The 17,370-nt window shown below is 65.6% G+C and carries 22 protein-coding genes; 18 read left to right on the forward strand and 4 right to left on the reverse strand.

The window, feature by feature from the left end; translation table 11 throughout:
* Positions 1-104 precede the first annotated feature (104 nt).
* The 6 genes from obgE (at position 105) to I2488_RS15770 (ending at position 7,271) form a co-directional block, all read left to right on the forward strand.
* A complete protein-coding gene (obgE, locus tag I2488_RS15745) occupies positions 105-1,163 on the forward strand; it encodes a GTPase ObgE (protein ID WP_196276769.1) in 1,059 nt (352 codons plus the stop codon).
* Between the two features lie 70 nt (positions 1,164-1,233).
* Positions 1,234-2,367 (forward strand): glutamate 5-kinase, encoded by a 1,134-nt coding sequence (gene proB, locus I2488_RS15750; RefSeq protein ID WP_196276770.1) that lies wholly within the window; start codon positions 1,234-1,236, stop codon positions 2,365-2,367.
* Positions 2,367-3,287 carry an NAD-dependent epimerase/dehydratase family protein gene (locus I2488_RS15755; RefSeq protein ID WP_196276771.1) on the forward strand — a complete coding sequence of 307 codons (921 nt, stop codon included), beginning with the start codon at positions 2,367-2,369 and terminating at the stop codon, positions 3,285-3,287. The genes proB and I2488_RS15755 overlap by 1 nt, the downstream gene beginning before the upstream one ends.
* Positions 3,288-3,366: 79 nt before the next feature.
* Positions 3,367-6,291, forward strand: a complete 2,925-nt coding sequence (locus I2488_RS15760; protein WP_196276772.1) for a CHAT domain-containing protein — start codon at positions 3,367-3,369, stop codon at positions 6,289-6,291.
* A gap of 95 nt (positions 6,292-6,386) precedes the next feature.
* Entirely contained in the window at positions 6,387-6,830 is a 444-nt protein-coding gene (locus tag I2488_RS15765) for a DUF805 domain-containing protein (RefSeq protein ID WP_196276773.1), read from the forward strand.
* A 24-nt stretch (positions 6,831-6,854) separates the two neighbouring features.
* Positions 6,855-7,271 (forward strand): DUF805 domain-containing protein, encoded by a 417-nt coding sequence (locus I2488_RS15770; RefSeq protein WP_196276774.1) that lies wholly within the window; start codon positions 6,855-6,857, stop codon positions 7,269-7,271.
* Here I2488_RS15770 and I2488_RS15775 read toward each other — a convergent pair.
* Positions 7,268-9,859 carry an ABC transporter permease gene (locus tag I2488_RS15775; protein WP_246465718.1) on the reverse strand — a complete coding sequence of 864 codons (2,592 nt, stop codon included), beginning with the start codon at positions 9,857-9,859 and terminating at the stop codon, positions 7,268-7,270. The two genes, I2488_RS15770 and I2488_RS15775, sit on opposite strands and share 4 nt — an antisense overlap.
* A complete protein-coding gene (locus tag I2488_RS15780; RefSeq protein ID WP_196276775.1) occupies positions 9,802-10,494 on the reverse strand; it encodes an ATP-binding cassette domain-containing protein in 693 nt (230 codons plus the stop codon). The genes I2488_RS15775 and I2488_RS15780 overlap by 58 nt, the downstream gene beginning before the upstream one ends.
* A gap of 68 nt (positions 10,495-10,562) precedes the next feature.
* On the opposite strand from I2488_RS15780, the gene I2488_RS15785 reads away from it, so the two are divergent.
* Positions 10,563-11,246: an arylesterase gene (locus tag I2488_RS15785; RefSeq protein WP_196276776.1), complete on the forward strand. Its 684-nt coding sequence runs from the start codon at positions 10,563-10,565 to the stop codon at positions 11,244-11,246.
* A 3-nt stretch (positions 11,247-11,249) separates the two neighbouring features.
* Here the strand turns inward: I2488_RS15785 and recF are convergent, their stop codons facing one another.
* Both recF and pspF read right to left on the reverse strand, forming a co-directional pair.
* On the reverse strand, positions 11,250-12,323 hold the full coding sequence (recF, locus tag I2488_RS15790; RefSeq protein ID WP_196276777.1) for a DNA replication/repair protein RecF: 1,074 nt from the start codon (positions 12,321-12,323) through the stop codon (positions 11,250-11,252).
* Positions 12,324-12,470: 147 nt separating this feature from the next.
* Positions 12,471-13,499, reverse strand: coding sequence for a phage shock protein operon transcriptional activator (pspF, locus tag I2488_RS15795; RefSeq protein ID WP_196276778.1), 1,029 nt, complete (start codon positions 13,497-13,499; stop codon positions 12,471-12,473).
* A 181-nt stretch (positions 13,500-13,680) separates the two neighbouring features.
* Between pspF and I2488_RS15800 the strand changes: the two genes are divergently transcribed.
* Genes I2488_RS15800 through I2488_RS15850 form a run of 11 tightly spaced genes read left to right on the forward strand, consistent with a single transcriptional unit; the run spans position 13,681 to position 17,358 of the window.
* Positions 13,681-13,839 carry a hypothetical protein gene (locus I2488_RS15800; RefSeq protein ID WP_196276779.1) on the forward strand — a complete coding sequence of 53 codons (159 nt, stop codon included), beginning with the start codon at positions 13,681-13,683 and terminating at the stop codon, positions 13,837-13,839.
* Complete coding sequence (gene pspA, locus I2488_RS15805; RefSeq protein WP_343071093.1) at positions 13,839-14,663, forward strand: phage shock protein PspA; 825 nt, start codon at positions 13,839-13,841, stop codon at positions 14,661-14,663. Before I2488_RS15800 ends, pspA begins: the two co-directional genes overlap by 1 nt.
* A gap of 3 nt (positions 14,664-14,666) precedes the next feature.
* Positions 14,667-14,963, forward strand: coding sequence for an envelope stress response membrane protein PspB (gene pspB / locus I2488_RS15810; RefSeq protein WP_196276780.1), 297 nt, complete (start codon positions 14,667-14,669; stop codon positions 14,961-14,963).
* Positions 14,960-15,334: an envelope stress response membrane protein PspC gene (pspC, locus tag I2488_RS15815; protein ID WP_196276781.1), complete on the forward strand. Its 375-nt coding sequence runs from the start codon at positions 14,960-14,962 to the stop codon at positions 15,332-15,334. Before pspB ends, pspC begins: the two co-directional genes overlap by 4 nt.
* A gap of 30 nt (positions 15,335-15,364) precedes the next feature.
* Positions 15,365-15,649, forward strand: a complete 285-nt coding sequence (locus I2488_RS15820) for a hypothetical protein (protein WP_196276782.1) — start codon at positions 15,365-15,367, stop codon at positions 15,647-15,649.
* On the forward strand, positions 15,646-15,948 hold the full coding sequence (locus tag I2488_RS15825; RefSeq protein WP_196276783.1) for a hypothetical protein: 303 nt from the start codon (positions 15,646-15,648) through the stop codon (positions 15,946-15,948). The genes I2488_RS15820 and I2488_RS15825 overlap by 4 nt, the downstream gene beginning before the upstream one ends.
* Positions 15,945-16,217 (forward strand): hypothetical protein, encoded by a 273-nt coding sequence (locus tag I2488_RS15830; RefSeq protein WP_196276784.1) that lies wholly within the window; start codon positions 15,945-15,947, stop codon positions 16,215-16,217. The genes I2488_RS15825 and I2488_RS15830 overlap by 4 nt, the downstream gene beginning before the upstream one ends.
* A gap of 12 nt (positions 16,218-16,229) precedes the next feature.
* Positions 16,230-16,475 (forward strand): hypothetical protein, encoded by a 246-nt coding sequence (locus I2488_RS15835; RefSeq protein ID WP_196276785.1) that lies wholly within the window; start codon positions 16,230-16,232, stop codon positions 16,473-16,475.
* A gap of 24 nt (positions 16,476-16,499) precedes the next feature.
* Complete coding sequence (locus I2488_RS15840) at positions 16,500-16,721, forward strand: hypothetical protein (RefSeq protein ID WP_425492416.1); 222 nt, start codon at positions 16,500-16,502, stop codon at positions 16,719-16,721.
* Positions 16,718-16,894 (forward strand): hypothetical protein, encoded by a 177-nt coding sequence (locus I2488_RS15845; RefSeq protein WP_196276787.1) that lies wholly within the window; start codon positions 16,718-16,720, stop codon positions 16,892-16,894. The genes I2488_RS15840 and I2488_RS15845 overlap by 4 nt, the downstream gene beginning before the upstream one ends.
* Before the next feature lie 50 nt (positions 16,895-16,944).
* Positions 16,945-17,358: a SufE family protein gene (locus I2488_RS15850; RefSeq protein ID WP_196276788.1), complete on the forward strand. Its 414-nt coding sequence runs from the start codon at positions 16,945-16,947 to the stop codon at positions 17,356-17,358.
* The last annotated feature ends 12 nt before the right edge of the window (positions 17,359-17,370 follow it).

The following is a 17,370-nucleotide window of genomic DNA, read 5'->3' on the forward strand; positions in this document are numbered from 1 at the left end:
GCCTTGCGGTTCGGCGTTACAAGCTCTCCATGAACGGGTAAAAGGCTCGCTTCCGGGGCGGCAGACGCATTTGCTCCGGGCCTGTCATTGGAACAGTTACCCGCATGCACTTTCTCGATCAGGCCAAGATTTTCATCCGTTCCGGGCAAGGCGGCCCCGGCGCGGTCAGCTTCCGGCGCGAGAAGTACGTCGAATACGGCGGCCCCGATGGCGGCAACGGCGGCAAGGGCGGCGACATCATCTTCGAGGCGGTGACCGGCCTAAATACCCTGATCGACTTCCGCTATACCCAGCACTTCAAGGCGCAGCGGGGCGGCGGTGGCATGGGCCAAAACCGCACGGGCGCAGGCGGCAACGATCTCGTCATCAAGGTGCCCGTGGGCACGCAAGTGCTCGACGATGACCGCGAAACCGTGCTGCTCGACATGACGGAAGTGGGCGAACAGAAGGTCCTGCTGCGCGGTGGTGATGGTGGGCGCGGCAACGCCTCCTACAAGTCCTCCACGAACCGTGCCCCCCGCCAGCATGGCCCCGGCTGGCCGGGCGAGGAAATGTACGTCTGGTTGCGCCTGAAGCTGCTGGCGGACGCTGGTCTGGTCGGCCTGCCCAATGCGGGCAAGTCCACCTTCATCAACCAGATCACCAACACCAAGGCCAAGGTTGGCGACTACGCCTTCACAACGCTACGCCCGCAACTCGGCGTCGTGCGCCACCGCAACCGCGAGTTCGTGCTGGCCGACATCCCTGGCCTGATCGAAGGCGCAGCCGACGGCGCCGGCATTGGCGACCGCTTCCTCGGCCATATCGAACGCTGTCGCGTGCTGATCCACCTGATCGACATCCACAGCGAGACCGATCCCGTCGAGGCCATGCAGATCGTCGAGGGTGAGCTTGAGGCCTACGGCGCGGGGCTCGATGAAAAGCCCCGCCTGATCGCGCTCAACAAGATCGACCTTGTCGATGCCGAACTGGTCAAGGCCTTCACCAAGGAACTGCGCGAAGCAGGCGCACGCAAGGTCTATCCGATCTCCGGCGCAACGGGGAAGGGCATGGACGCCTTGCTCGATGCCGTGCTCGAACACCTGCCCGTCGCCACGGTGACCGAGCGCCCGACCGGCGAGGTGGAAGACGAGGGCGACCAGAAGCCGTGGTCGCCGATCTGATCGCCCAAGCGCTCTTCCGGCAGGACCGGCAACCCTTCACGCATCGTCACAAATACCCTAAGCGGCCCTCATGAAGATCAGCCAGCTTGTCCACCTGACAGACGCCAAGACCTGCCCGCGCCTCGTGGTCAAGGTCGGCTCGGCCCTGCTAGTGGGCAAGGATGGCGCGCCGCGCCGGGAATGGCTGACGGCGCTGGTCGCCGAGATTGCAGCGGCCCGCGCGGCCGGACAGGAAGTGATCGTCGTCTCCTCCGGCGCCATCGCGTTGGGCGCGCGCAAGCTCGGTCTCGCCAAGGGCGGGCGTGGTAGCCTTTCGGATGCGCAAGCAGCTGCCTCTGTCGGGCAGATCGCGCTCGCCGGACTTTGGGCCGAACTCCTCGCCGCCCACGGCCTCACCGCCGCGCAGATACTCCTGACGCTCGAGGACCTCGAGGACCGTCGCCGCTATCTCAACGCCACGGCAACGCTCGGCACCTTGCTTGCGGCTGGCGCAGTTCCGGTGATCAACGAGAACGACTCTGTCGCCACTCAGGAAATCCGTTTCGGCGACAACGACCGCCTTGCCGCCCGTGTCGGGCAGGCGGCGGGCGCTTCAGGCGTGCTGCTGCTTTCAGACATCGACGGCCTCTATGACCGTGACCCGCGACAGCCCGGCGCCGTCCGCATTCCGGTGGTGAAAGGCGTCACGCCCGAAATTCACGCCATGGCTACGGGCGGCTCCTCCTCCGGCCTCGGCTCGGGCGGCATGACGTCCAAGCTGCAGGCGGCCGAGATTGCAGAGCTTGCCGGCATGGCGCTGGCGATCATCGACGGCCAGCCGACGTCGCCCATCGCCACGGCGATGAGCGCCGAGCGCGGCACCCTGTTCCTGCCGCGCGGGCGCAAGCAGGCGCGCAAGGCCTGGCTGGGCGGCCGCATGCGGATGCGCGGGAGCGTTCTCGTCGATGCCGGTGCCGCCGCAGCCCTCAAGCGCGGCTCCAGCCTGCTTGCCGCCGGAATCACCGGCGTCGAGGGCGATTTCCAGCGCGGCGATGCCATCGCGGTGATCGGCCCGGATGGCGAGACTTTGGCGCGTGGCCTCTCGGAGTACGATGCGGGCGAGTGTAGCCGCCTCAAGGGCCGCCACAGCCGCGAGCACGAAGACATCCTCGGCTACGCCCCACGTTCGGCCCTGATCCATCGCGACCAGATGGTGCTGCTGTAATGGCAGCGGAATTGCTGGCGATTACCGGGGCCACCGGCTTCGTCGGCCAGACCGTGCTCGATTATGCCGCTCGCGCCGGGATAGAGGTCCGCGCACTTGCCCGCCGCCCGCAGGATGCCCGCGCCGGGGTGGAGTGGGTGCAGGGTGATCTGAATGACAAGCGCGCCCTGCAGCGCCTCGTCGGCCGCGCCAGCGTGGTCCTGCACATCGCGGGCGTTGTGAATGCGCCGGACGAGAAGGGCTTCGAGGACGGCAACGTCTGGGGCACGCTGAACGTCGTCAACGCCGCGCTGGAAGCCGGCGTGCCGCGCTTCGTCCACGTCTCCTCGCTCTCCGCGCGAGAGCCGGACCTGTCGGTCTACGGGCGCTCCAAGCTGCGCGGCGAAAAGATCGTCAAGGCCAGCAGTCTCGACTGGACGGTGGTGCGCCCGCCCGCCGTCTATGGCCCGCGCGATACCGAGATGTTCGAGCTGTTCAAGCTTGCGCGCCGCGGCATTGTGCCCTTGCCACCGCAGGGCCATCTCTCGATCATCCACGTTAACGATTTGGCGCGGCTGCTGCTCGCCCTGATCCCCGGCGGCGAAGACGTCACGCATCTGACCTTCGAGCCTGACGACGGCACCCCCGGTGGCTGGACCCACAACGATCTCGCCAAGGCCATCGGCATGGCCGTCGGCAAGCGCGCCACCGCGGTCAACCTCCCTGCCAGCGTCCTGCGCCTCGGTGCCAAGCTCGACGCGGCCTTCCGCGGCAAGGGCGCCAAGCTCACGCTCGACCGCGTCGGCTACATGTGCCACCCCGATTGGCGCGCGGGCGAAGGCAACCAGCCTCCGCCGGAGCGATGGCTGCCCCAGGTCGAAACCGCGATGGGCCTGCATGCAACGGCTGCGTGGTATCGCGAGGCTGGGTGGTTGAAGTGAAAATGTGCTGAAAAGCACTGTTGTTTCGATAAATCACGGTTAACCATTGCCTCGAAACTGGATGTTTCGGGGGCGGGGCATGGGAAGATCGATATGGCTGGCGGCACTTCTGGTGGCAGGCACGCCGTCGCCCTCATTCGCAACGGACACTCCGAGCAAATCCGCGCCGAGCCTTGTCGACGAGGTCAAGGCGCTCAAAACCATGGACACCGCCGGCAAGCCGGCAGAGGCGCTCGCAAGGATCGACGCGGTGCTTGCACGGGCCCGCAAGGCTAGAGGCATCGAACGGATCGACCTGATCTACGCCGAGGCAAGCCGCGCCAACGCGCTGTTCTGGCTGGATCGTTACGACGAGGCCCTTGCGATCTATCATGGGCTCGAAGCGGAGCTTGAGTCAGGAAAGTATCCGATGACGCCGGACCGAGCCGAACTCGTCAACAACATCGGCTCGCTCTACTCCTCCCTTGGTCGGCTTGAAGAGGCCATGCGTTACAAAGTGCGCGCTCTCGATCTTACTGCGCAGACGGCGGGTACGGAAAGCATCGAGTACGCCTCGGCGCTTTATGGCACCGCTCTTGTCGAGTTCCGTCAAGGAGAGCCCTTGAAAGCGCTCCCACGCGTGCGAGAGGCCCTACGCATTGCTCGGGCCCACGCGAACCTTACCGGAGACGATGTCGAACAGCCTGCGATCTTCGGGCTCAGCCTCGCCGCCTTGCTCATTCAGTCCGGAGACACCGCCTCGTCGATAGAGCCGGCCAGAGAAGCTGCGGTCTGGGCTGAAACGCATCTTGGTGAAGATCACCGCGTAACTATGGCCGCGCTCAACCAGCTCGGTGCCTCGCTGAGCGATTCCGGACTCTATGCACAAGCCATTCCGGTAATTCGACGTACACTGGACCTGCGCGTCAAGGCGTACCCGCCGGGACATACCGACATTGCCTTTTCGCTGAGCGCCTTGGGCTTCGCCCTCGACAATTCGGGACACAAGGAAGAGGCGCTGCCATTCTACGAGCGCGCGGCGGAGATATTCGAAAAGAGCGACAACAAGAACAATCCGACTATTGCTGCTACGGCAATCGGCCAGGTCGCGCGTCTTGCGTCATGGCGCGGCGACAGGGCTGCGTCGCTCGCGCTGCGCGAGAAAGCTCTCCGCATCGGTCGCGAACGGTCAGCCTCTGGCGAGCATCCCGACGTGCTGCTGGCAGAGGTGAACCTTGCTCGCGAATACATAGCCAACAACCGATCCGACGATGCCATGCCGTTGCTCGTCCATGCCAACGCTGCCTTTCCCAAGCGCGCTCTCGAATCCAATGCGCGTCGTCTTGCCGGGCTGGTCTTTGCCGAACAGATCTCGGCTGCAAAAGGCGATGCGGTTGGCGCTCTCGCTCGTACGGTCCAGGCGCTTGCGCCCGCGCGCACCCGGTTGCTCGACCGCGCCACCCCCAGAAGCGAAGTGACGCGACTGGCGGAGCAGTATCATTTCCTTTTCGTCCAGCAGGCTCGCCTCGCCATGGCCGCGAACGATCCCGCCCAGGCGTTCGAGGCACTGCAGCTGGCCAACCTCGGCGATCTGCAAAGCGCAATGTCGAGTCAGGCCATGCTGCGGGCCGCCGACAGTGTCGAGGCTACTGAGGTAATCCGCCGCTATCAGTCGCTCGCCGCCGATGGCGCGCGACTGCGCCGCACGCTCAATGCGCAAGTCGCTGCGGGGAAGGCCGACACAGTCGAGGAGATCAATCGCCAGCTCGCCGATATCGACGCCCGGATCCGTGTAGAGGACGCGCACCTGGCAGCGCTTATCCCCGGCTATTCGCTCCAGACCGCCGTCGAGCCGGCGTCGCTTGCCGCCGCGCAGAATTCGCTGGGCAAAGGGCAGGCACTGGTACTCTACGGGCAGGATGAAGAAGGTCTCGTCGTCCTTGCCGTCACGCCCGGCAAAGCCGCAATGGCAAGTGCGCCCGTTGCCCCGCGCCAACTGCTCGAACTGTTGCAGCGGATGCGTGGAACGATCGACCTCGGTCTCCTCAATAATGGTGCTGGCGGCTTCGATCGCAAGGCGGCGTTCGAACTCTACCAGTTGCTCTTCCCCGCGCCGATCCGCGAGGCGATCAGGTCCTCCCCCGATCTGCGCGTGCTGGCGCCGGGTGGCCTCGCCGCGCTGCCCTTTGCCGCGTTGGTGACCGATGCTCCGCAAGGTCCGGACGACGCGCCCACCGCCTTGCGCAACACGCATTGGCTGGCAAAGGACCACGCCGTTTCAGTCCCCCTTGCGGCGTTGCCGCTGCCCCAGCGCATTGCAGGCAAGCGAGATCTTTCTTTCGCCGGAATAGGCGCGCCGTTGCTGGGCCAGCCCATCCGCCTCGCGACGCGCTCGGCGCCGATGCTGCGTTCCGGCGATACCAGCACCAAGGCACTGCGCGAACTTGCGAGCCTGCCCGGCGCTGCCGATGAATTGCGTGCGATGGCGAAAGCCTTCCCCGGCAATCCCGCGCTGCTCATCGGTGCCGAGGCTACGGAAGCTGCGGTGAAAGCCGCGCCGCTTGAACAGGCGAGCGTCCTCGCGTTCGCCACCCATGGCCTTGTCGGCGGGGCGTTTCGCGATCTGGTGGAACCCGCGCTGGTGCTGACTCCACCGGACCAGCCGAGCGAGATCGACGATGGCTTGCTTACCGCATCGGAAATCGCCAAGCTGAGGTTGAATGCGGACTGGGTGATCCTTTCAGCGTGCGATACCAGCGCTGGCGATGGTGAAAGTGCGCCAACCTTCTCGGGCCTTGCCCGCTCTTTCGTTGCCGCCGGTGCGCGTTCGCTCCTGCTGTCGCACTGGCCGGTGCGGGATGATGTCGCCAGCCGCCTGACACTCGACACACTGAAGGGCGCTGGCAAGGGCCTGTCCCGCGCGGAAGCCCTGCGTCGTGCTCAGCTTGCCATCCTGCGCGATGGCAATGTGGCGGGCGGCGCTCATCCCGCCACTTGGGCTCCATTCGTGCTTGTCGGCAACTGACAGCGACGAGCTGTCCGCGCTTGCAGTCACAGCGGAATAATGTTCACTAGTGCAACCGCACTGGTCCTGCGGGAAGAACACAAAGGGGGAAAGTCATGGAATGGATGCTGATGCCTTATCGCCGTTATGCCGAGTTTTCGGGGCGTTCGCGGCGGAAGGAATACTGGATGTTCACGCTGTTCTCGGTCCTAGTCTATTCCGTGATTGTCGCGTTCATGTTTGCCGGCGGTCTGGGAGCCGCAGTTTCGGGTGTGGACGACCCACAGTTTGGCGTAGCCTTCTGGATCGGTGCAGCTCTGGCTTTCATCTTCTTTCTCGGCACGCTGGTCCCGGGGATCGCGGTCATCGTCCGTCGCCTGCATGATCGCGACATGTCGGGCTGGTGGTATCTCGGTTTCGCCTTGCTTGGGATGGTTCCGTTCGTCGGTTGGATCGCCAGCATTGCCTTTTTCGTCATTCTTTGCCTGCCTGGAACGCCGGGCATGAACCGCTTTGGCGACGATCCGAAGAATCCGGCCGGTTACGACGTTTTCGGCTGATCCACACCTCAAGGAACAAGCGCGATGAACTGGATGATCCTGCCCTATCGCCGATATGCGGAGTTTTCCGGGCGCTCACGGCGCAAGGAATACTGGATGTTCGCGCTGTTCTATCTGCTGGTGATGATCGTGCTCAATGCCGTGTTCGGCACAAATGAAGTGAGCCGTGCCAACGGCGCCTTCGTCTATGGCTCGCGCCTTGTCGGCACGGGAGGCTGGATCGGCGGCCTGTTCTGGCTTGTGTCGATCATTCCCGGCCTTGCCGTTTCGGTGCGTCGCCTGCACGATCAGGACCGCACCGGCTGGCTGCTGCTGCTCTGGCTGATTCCGCTGTTCGGCTGGTTCGCGCTTTTCGTGCTGATGTGTCTCGAGGGAACGCGCGGGCCCAACCGCTTCGGGCCCGACCCGAAGAACCCGACTCCTGCCGAAGTCTTCGCCTAAAGCTCGCGCAGCACCTGCGCCGGTCGGGTCCTGAGCAGCCCGACCGAGCCTGCCACCGCCAGTACCATCACCAGCCCCACGCCCGCGCCAAGCACGCCGAGGATGCGCGGCCAGTCGGGCAGCCAGTCGAACTCGAACAGCATCACGATCACGCCCCACGCGACGCTTGTGCCCAGGACCAGCGCCACGCCGGCCAGCAATGCGCTGAGCAGCCCGTATTCGGCCACCAGCAGCACCAGCAATTGCCGACGGCTCGCGCCCAGCACGCGCAGGATCACGTTGTCGTAGGTCTTGCGTTCGCGCGCGGCGGCAATCGCCCCTGCCAATACGGCCATCCCCGCAAGGATCGCCACGCTCGCGGCGGCCAGGATCGCCGTGCCCATCTGCGACAGGATCTCGCGCGCCTGCCCCAGCACCGGTCCGATCTCGATCACCGAACTGGACGGCAGGGCCTTGACCAGCCCGCCGAGAATCGCGCGGCGCACCTCGGGCGTCTTCGCGCCTTCCGGCAGGCTTATCGTCGCGGCCAGATTGTGCGGCGCATCGGCGATCGCATTGGGGCTGAACACCAGCACGTAGTTGAAGCCCATGTTCTCCCAGTCGATCCGTCGGAACGAGGCGATCTTTGCGCTGCGCTCCACGCCGAGGATCGAAACCGCGATCCGGTCACCCAGCTTGAGGCCGAGTGCCTCGCGCAGGTCATCGTCGACCGAGACCAGCGGCTCGCCCGCGTAGTCCCTGGGCCACCATTCGCCAGCTGTCAGCACGTTGCCCTCGGGCACTTCGTTCGAATAGGTCAGCCCGCGATCACCGCGCAGGGGCCAGGCGTTCTCCGGGATCTCCTTGAGATCGGCCACGCGGGTCATCGCATCCGCCGGTCCATAGGCGATGATCGAGCCGCGCAGGGCCGGGACCTTGCGAATGGCAGCATCGGGCGCGGCGCTGCGCACGATGTGGTCAAATTCGGCCGTCTTGCCCTGCGGCAGGTCGAGCACAAAATAATCCGGCGCCCGGTTCGGCACCCGCAGCGCGATGTTGCCATCAAGGCTCGTCTGCACGCCTGCCAGTAGCACGAAGGCGGCAAGCCCAAAGCCCAGCGCCACCACCAGAGCCGAAGTCTGCGCTCCGGGCCGATGCAGGTTGGCCAGCGCCATCCGCGCAATCGCACCCTTGGGTCGGGGCAGTTTGGCCGCCAGCCTTTGCAACCCCCATCCGAGCGCCGACAGCAGCAGGAACAATGCCGCCGCTCCGCCAAGGAACCCGGCAGCGAGCAGCTTTTGCGGCGCGGTCAGCACTGCAAGCGCCACGATCCCGCCAAGCCCCAATGCCACCGGCAACGCCGCGCCCTTCCAGCCACCCGCCAAAGGGCTGACCCGAGCGCGCATCAGCGCCATTGCCGGGAACGCCTTCGCTCGCGTCAATGGTGGCGCTGCGAAAGTCAGCGCAATCAAGCCGCCATAAGCGGCTGCGATGGCCAAGGCCCCCCAGTCCAGCACAAACCCCGCCTCGATCGGCAGCAGCCCTTGAAGCGCCTTGCCGATCAGTGGCGTGATGCTCACCCCGATCATCAGTCCCGCGACAATGGCGAGCGAAGCCGCCGCAGCCAGTTGCAGCAGATAGATCCGCGCGATGTCCCGGCTCGAAGCGCCGAGGATCTTCAGCGTGGCAATGCTCCCCCGCCGGGCTTCGAGGTAGGAATTCACCCCGTTGCCGATGCCGATCCCGGCAATCGCCAGCGCCGCCAGTGCCACCAGCACCAGAAACTGCCCCATGCGTGAAACGAACCGATCCAGCCCCGGCGAGGCCTTTTCCCGCGTCCGCACCTCGTAGCCTGCCAGCGGGAACTGCGCCTTGATCCGCTCACCCAGCGCCACCGCGTCGGCCCCGGCAGGCAGCTTCACGCGCAGCTTGGTCCGCACCATCGATCCCGGCTGCACCAGCTTCGAAGCCTCAAGCGCCGCCTTGCTGACAATCACCGTCGGCCCGAGCGAGAAGCCTTCCGCCAGCCGGTCCGGCTCCGATCCGATCACGCCGCCAACGCGAAGGTCTGACTCGCCAACACGAAGGCTTTCACCGACCTTTATGCCCAGCCGGTCTGCCACGCCCGGCGCAATCCATGCCGTCATGCCCTCGGGCGCCCCGGCAACCTTGCCACCCTCCAACGTGAATTGCCCGTAAAGCGGCCATTTTGCGTCGACTGCTTTCAACTCTACAGGCGTCGTCCGCGTCTCGTCACCCGGCACCCGCGCCATCGCCTGCAGCCGCGCGCCTTCGGAAAGCTCGCCCATTGCCGCGATCGCCGCCCGCTCGTCGGCCGTGGGTTGCCGTGCCGTCAGCGTGAACTCCAGATCGCCACCCAGCATCTCGCGCCCGCGTGTCGCCAGCTCGCGCTCGATCGCCCCGGTCAGCGTGCCGATGGCCGAGAGCGCCGCCGTGCCCAGTACCAGGCACACCAGCAGCAGCCGCAGGCCCTTGAAGCGCCAGTCCAGCCCCCGCCGCGCCAGCCGCCATGCGGCACTCCACGAAAGGCTCACGAACAGATGTCCGAAGCGATCTGCCCATCGGCCAGCCGCAAGATCCGCTTGCATCGCGCCGCCAGCGCCTCGTCATGGGTGACCATGATGAACGTCGCGCCTGCCTGCGCTGCGCGTGCGAACAGCAGGTCGGCCACGGCCTCGCCGGTCGCATGATCGAGATTGCCGGTCGGCTCGTCGGCAAACAGGATCGCCGGACTAGGCGCGAGCGCTCGCGCAATCGCCACGCGCTGTTGCTCTCCGCCCGAAAGCTGCGCCGGGTAGTGGTGGAGGCGATGGCCGAGCCCGACCGCCACCAGTTCTGCCTCAGCGCGCGCCATGGCATCGGCCTGTCCGGCCAGTTCCAGCGGCGTCGCCACGTTTTCCAGTGCGGTCATCGTCGGCAGCAGGTGAAAGGCCTGAAGCACGATCCCGATACGCCCGCGTCGGGCGGCGGCAAGGCCGTCCTCGTCGAGTGCCGTGAAATCCGCCCCTGCAACCTTCAGCGATCCGCCGCTCGCCCGCTCCAGTCCCGAAAGGATCGCCAGCAACGACGACTTGCCCGAACCCGATGGCCCAAGCAGCGCCAAAGTCTCGCCCGCGCTTACAGTGAGGTCGATCCTGCGCAGGATTTCCACCCGCGCCTCCCCGGTGCCGAGCGAGAGGGTGAGGGCCGAAGCGGCGATTACCGTTGTGCTGGAGCTTGTCACGGGCCTCACGTGGCATAGATTGGTTGCAGCGTGCAACCGGCACTTGGGGGCGCGCCCATGGAGTTTCAATGCGACGCTTCGCCCTTGCCGCAACCCTTGTTCTCGCTGCCTGCTCGCCCGAGAAGACCCCCGAGCCCGCTGCCACCAGCGCCGCGCAGGCGTCGGCACCGATCCCGGCCGATGCGCCCGTCATTCTCGCCTTCGGTGACAGCCTCTACGCCGGCTACAAACTCAACCCGGGCGAGGGGTATCCGCCGCGCCTCGAAGCCGCGCTCAACGCAGGCGGCATTCCGGCAAAGGTCGTCAACGCCGGCGTCTCGGGCGATACCACTGCCGCCGCGCTCCAGCGCCTGCAGTTCACGCTCGACAACCAGCCGGTCAAACCCGCCCTCGCTCTCGTCGGCCTCGGCGGCAACGACATGCTACGCGGACTACCGCCGGCGGAAACCCGGGCCAACCTCGATGCGATCCTGACCGAGTTCGACAAGCGTGGCATCCCGGTTGTGCTGACGGGAATGCTTGCCGCCCCCAACCTCGGCGCGGATTACCAGGAGCAATTCAATCCCATCTGGCCCGAACTTGCGAAGAAACATAAGGCCGGGCTGGTCCCGTTCTTCCTCGCTCCGGTGCTTGGCAACAAGGCCCTGATGCTGGAGGACAATGTCCACCCCAACGCGCAAGGCGTGGACAAGATCGTCGCTGCGACAAAGGATCAGGTGGCCAAGGCGCTGAAGACAGCCATCGCCAAGTAGCGCTCAGAGCGAGTCCACGACCCCATCGCGCACCGCCCAAACTGCGCTGGACCCGGCAATTTCGGCAAACGGCGCCATCTCGGTCCCCGTCATCCACACTTGCGCGCCACTCAGTGCCAGCCGCTCGAACAGCGCCGCGCGCCGTACCGGATCGAGGTGCGCGGCAATTTCGTCGAGCAGGAGCAGGCGAGGGCGCTCGCCCGCCGTCAATTCGGCATGGGCGAGGACAATGGCGATCAGCATCGCCTTCTGCTCGCCGGTAGAGCAATCGGCGGCAGGCGCGTTTTTCGCCGCCAGCGTCACTGCCAGATCATCGCGATGCGGCCCGCTCAGCGACCGTCCTGCCGTGCGATCCCGACGCCGACCCTCGCGCAGCACGGCGCGCAATGCGTCCGTCTCCAGCGGCACTTCGCTGGCATAGACTAAAGAAGGCCGCGCAAATGGCTGTTCCGGTACGGTTTCCAGCACGCGCCCAAGGTCCGCTACCAGTGCCGCCCGCGCCGCCGCCATCGCAGCGCCACTCTCCGCCATCTGCGCCTCGATGCCATCGAGCCACAACGGATCGGGTTCGGCAGGCTCCCCCAGCAGCCGGTTGCGTTCGCGCAGCGCCGTTTCATAGCGGGTGGCATTGCGCGCATGGGTGGGCTCGCGGGCCAGCACCAACCGATCCAGAAACCGCCGCCGGGACCCTGCGCTCTCCGCAAAGATCCGGTCCATTGCCGGGGTCAGCCAGGTGATCGAGAGCCATTCGCCCAGCCGCGCCGCCGGACCTTCCGCCCCGTTGATCCGCACCGCGCGTCGATTGGGAGCAGAGGCATCGGTGGACGTGCCGATCTGCACCCCGCCGTCCTCCAGCTCCGCCGCCACAGCAAAGCCGCCGCCGCCATCACGCCCCGCCATCTCCGCAGGCTGCGCGCGCCGCAGGCCACGCCCCGGCGCCAGCAGGCTTACCGCCTCGAGCACATTGGTCTTGCCCGCCCCGTTCTCGCCCACCAGCACGTTGAACACACGCATCCCCTCCAGCCGCGTCGCGGCATGGTTGCGAAAATCGCGCAAGGTCAGGCGGGTGAGGGACATTGTTGCGAGGCGTTACCGGGTTTCATTGACGGTGCAAGCAGGAGTGGTGTGGTGCGGATCTGCGGGGAAGGGGAAAGATTGTGAGAAATCCCTTCCTACTCCTCCGCGCCTCCCTGTTCCTTTGCGCCTCTGCGTGAAACAGCCCTTTCAGCCCTTCTCGCTCAACCCGTGCTTCTTCATGCAGTGGCGCAACTGGTCGTAGGTCAGCCCCAGAGCCTTGGCGGTCTGGCGCTGGTTGTAGCGATTGCGGCCCAGGTGGTGCTCGACGATGGCCCGCTCGTGCGCATCTACCGCCGCGCGCAAGTCCGCCACGCTGTCGAAGTCCGCTGAAGGCGCGGAGACTCGCACCGGCGCTGCCGCCTCGCTCTCTGCAACCTCGGGACGCATCGTAGCCACCGGCTTCCACGGGCTCTCGAACGGATCGAACTGCACGTGTCCGATGGGTTGGCTCCAGTCATCCCAGCGATAGACCGCGCGTTCCACCACGTTGCGCAGCTCGCGCACATTGCCCGGCCAGAGGTAGTCCTCCATCGCCTTTTGCACCGATGCGGCAAAGCCTGGCCATGAAACCCAGTGCAGTTCCGCCGCCATGCGTCGTCCGAAGTAATCGGCCAGTACCGCAATGTCGCCTTCGCGCACGCGTAGCGGGGGCAAGGTGATCACCTCGAAGCTCAGGCGGTCCAGCAGGTCGGCGCGGAAGCGGCCTTGCTCCGCCAGCTTGGGCAGGTCCTCGTTCGTCGCCGCCACGATGCGCACGTCCACCCGCACCGGCTTGCTCGATCCGATCCGCGTGACCTCGCCATACTCGACCGCGCGCAGCAGCCGCTCCTGCGCGCCCATCGACAGCGTGCCGAGTTCATCGAGGAACAGCGTGCCCTTGTCCGCTTCCTCGAACCGCCCGGTCCGCGCCCGCGTTGCACCCGTAAAGGCTCCGGCTTCGTGCCCGAACAGTTCGGCCTCGATCAGTGTTTCGGGCAGGGCCGCGCAGTTCATCGTGACGAGCGGTTCCTGCCAGCGTGTCGACAGGCGGTGGAGGCGTTCGGCAATGAGTTCCTTGCCGGTCCCACGCTCGCCGATCACCAGCACCGGTCGGCGCATCGGCGCGGCGCGGCTGGCGCGTTCGACCGCGTCAAGGAACGCGCCCGATTGGCCGATGAACTGAACTTCCCGATCCATGCCGCAAGATTAGCGCATTTTCCCAAGTCTCGGCAAGAATTCCCAACATTAAAGGAGAGTGACAGCCCAAAAATGGCGGATTTCTGCGCCAATCGCAGTTTGGCACACCCCTTGCTCTACCATGAACATCCGGCAACGAGCCGGGACGAATTGCCAAGTAACCCGCCGAAAGGTCACGAAAATGTACACCGCCCGCTTCTTCTCCACCTCGCTCGGCCGCGCCAGCCTTGCCAGCATCGGTGCGATGGTCGTGATGTGCTGCTTTGCCCTGACCCAGCAGGTGAACGCAGTTCCGACCGTCATGGCCTCCACCGCCGCCATCACCGGTGAGCTGGCATGATGGCCGACGAACTCACCCCGATCCGTTCCGAGCGTCAGGAAGGCGGTCGCACCACCCGCCTCGACACGGAACTGGATCGCTTGCGCAATCTGGGCAACACTGGCGGCAATGGCCAGTTTCGGCCCTTCTTCAACCCCGGAGCCAACCTGATGGGTATCTTCTCGCGGACTCGCGACATTATCGCCGCCAATTTCAACGACTTGCTTGATAAGGCGGACGATCCTGCCAAGATGATCCGGATGATCATCATGGAGATGGAAGAGACGCTCGTGGAAGTCCGCGCCTCGGCTGCCCGCACCATCGCCGATCAGAAGGAAATGGGCCGCCACGTGTCCAAGCTGGAACGCCTCCAGGCCGATTGGGCGGAAAAGGCCCAGCTCGCGCTGTCGAAGGACCGCGAGGACCTCGCCCGTGCCGCTCTGGTCGAAAAGAAGAAGGCCGCCGACATGGCCGACCAGCTCAAGACCGAGATCACGGTGCTCGACGATGCGATGCGCGCCTACGAGCAGGACATCGAGAAGCTGCAGACCCGCCTGCGCGAAGCTCGCAGCCGCCAGACCGCGATCGCCGCGCGCCTCGAAAGCGCCGAGAACCGCGTCCGCCTGCGGTCCCTGCTCGCCAGCGAGCGCGTCGATGAAGCCATGGCCCGCTTCGACCAGCTCGAACGCCGCGTCGATTATGCCGAAGGCCGCGCCGATGCACTCAGCCTTGCCGATGGCAACTCGAAGCCCAGCCTCGCGGACGAGATCGCCGCGCTCGCCGGGCAGGACAAGATCGACGAGGAACTCGAAGCGATGAAGCGCCAGCTTGGAAAGGAAGGCTGAGTCATGGAACCGGTGATTGCCATAATTGCAATCTTTGTCGGCCTGCCATGGCTGATCCTGCACTACATCACCAAGTGGAAGACCGCCCCCACGCTCACCACCGGTGACGAGGCCCTGCTGGAGGAACTCTACCAGCTCGCCCGCCGCCTTGATGAGCGCATGGACACGGTCGAGCGCCTTGTCGCTGCCGACAACCCGGAATTCAAGCCGGCGCGGATCATGCACGACCGCGAGACCGACAACCAGAAACTGCGCGAACTGGATCGCCTTTTCGCCGAACAGGGAAGGACCTCGAAGTGAACAGCCCCCGCACCCGCTTCTATCGCGACAAGGTCAATGGCAAGTTCATGGGCGTCTGCGCCGGGATTGCCGACTACACCGGGGTCGATGCACTCTGGGTCCGCCTTGGCTTCCTGGTCCTGGCATTCTCGATGGGGTGGCCGTTCCTCGCCTACTTCGTGCTCGGCTTCCTCGCCAGCAAGAAGCCGCCGCATCTCTACGGCGACCGCCAGGAGCAGCAGTTCTGGCAGCGCGTCCGCCAGTCGCCCGCTCGCACCGCCCGGGAAGTCCGCGCCGAATTCCGTGACATCGATCGCCGCCTGGCCGATGTCGAAAGCTTCTACGTCAATTCCAACCCGCGCCTCTCGGCCGAAATCGAGAAGCTGCGCTAAGCGCGCAAATGTCCTGAGGGGGACTGAACCATGGGACCTGCAGAAATTGGCAGCCTGATACCGATCGTGGCGCTTTGCATTCCGATCGTCGCGATCTGGACCAAGCATCGCACCAAGATCGCCGAAATGCAGATCAAGGCGACCGCCGAACTGAGCGCCGAAAAGGCCGCGCAATACGCCCAGCACACCCGCGAACTCGAAGAACGTGTCCGCGTCCTCGAAGCCATCGTCACTGACAAGGGCTTCGATACCGCAGCGCAGATCGAAGCGCTCCGTCGCGATAGCGCCGCGCTCGAAGACCGGAGGCCGCAATGAGCTGGGGCGGTCCCGAATTCGTCCTCGCGATCATCGCCATCTCTACCGGCGGCTGGGTGATCAACAACTGGATCCGCGCGCGCCACGGCTATGCCCTTGAGGACGAGTGGGGCGGCAAGACCGACCGTGCCGACCAGGAGGCCTATGCCAAGTTGCGCGAGGAGAACGCCTTCCTGCGCGACCAGCTGGACCGGACGCACCAGCGCCTCGCGAATGTCGAAGCCATTGTCACCGACAGCGGCTTCGACGTTTCTCGCCAGATCGAGGCCCTGCGCCCGGCTCAGGAGAAAACGCAATGAACGAGGACGTCATCCTGGCGCTGGTGTTCATGGTGATCGTCCTGCCGATCGTGCTCGGCATCGGCTCGGACATCTACAAGCGGCGCCTTGCCTTCCGCGAACGCGAACTGGAACTGCTCTCGAAGCAGACTGCCGAAAAGGCGGCCCAGTACGCCGCACAGGCCGAACGCCTCGAACAGCGCGTTCGCGTGCTCGAGCGCATCGCCACCGAGAACAACACCGACCTCGCGCTGCAGATCGAAAGCCTGCGCGACGTCAAGGTCAACTGAGGAACCGCCCCGATGTCCTTCTGGAGCGCCATGGTCGCCATCGTCGCGATCATCGCCTTTGCCAACGTGCGCATGAACCGCGACCGGCGCCACGGCGAGCGCGGGCCGATCGTCGATCATGACCCGGCCTATACCGCCAGCCTCGAACGCGAGGTTGCCGACTTGCGCAAGCGGCTCGAAGTCCTCGAACGCATCGCCACCGACGAAGGCGAAACCCGCCGCCTCTCGCGTGAGATCGAATCCCTGCGCGACCGTTGAACGGCGCGACGCAACTGCTGAGGAGTGACCGACATGACATCGGATATCGTCCTTGCCCTCTCCGGCCTCACCGGCCTTGCCATGGTCGCCCTTGCCGCGCTGCGCGGCTGGGACGGCTGGCTGGCGCTCAAGCGCATGGAACTCCAGCGCTCTGACACCGGCGATGCTGGCAGCCTGATCGAACTCGCCGACATGCGCGAACGCTTGCGCAAGCTTGAAGCCATCGCCTCGGGGGTGGACCTGTGAGCCGCCACACCGAAGGCGCCGCCAAGGCCGGCATCGGCCTCGGCTCGGCCATTGCCATCACCATCTCGTGGAGCCTGCACAAGTCCATCGTCTGGGCGCTGGTCCACGGCGTCCTCTCGTGGATCTACGTGATCTGGTACGCTCTCACGCGCCCCGGTGGCCTTTCGGGCTGATCGGCGCGCGGATGGTGGACGCACTCCGCCGCGCCCGCTAATGCGAGCCCATGCGCAGCCTTGAAGACATCCTTGAAGAGTACGAATTCCTCGACGGCGACGAACGCTATCGACTGCTGATCGAACTCGGTCGCGAGCTCGAGGACATGCCTGACGCCCTGAAAACCGATGCCACGCTCGTGCGCGGCTGCTCGGCCAGCGTCTGGGTCTATCCCACGCAGGAAGGCGGCGGAAAGCTGCATTTCCTCGCCGACAGCAACGCCGCAATCACCAAGGGCATCGTCGCGCTCGTCCTCGCTGCCGTGCAGGACAAGCCTGCCGCCGAGGTCGCCGCAACCGACATCGCCGAGGAACTCGCCCCCTTCGACCTCAAGAAGCAGCTCTCTTCGAACCGCACGCAGGGCGTTCCCAACATGATCGCGCTGGTCCGCGAACACGCCGCGCGCATCGCCGCCACGGCTTGACGGCAGGGCAGG

It is taken from the genome of Novosphingobium jiangmenense (assembly GCF_015694345.1).
GTDB lineage: Bacteria > Pseudomonadota > Alphaproteobacteria > Sphingomonadales > Sphingomonadaceae > Novosphingobium > Novosphingobium jiangmenense.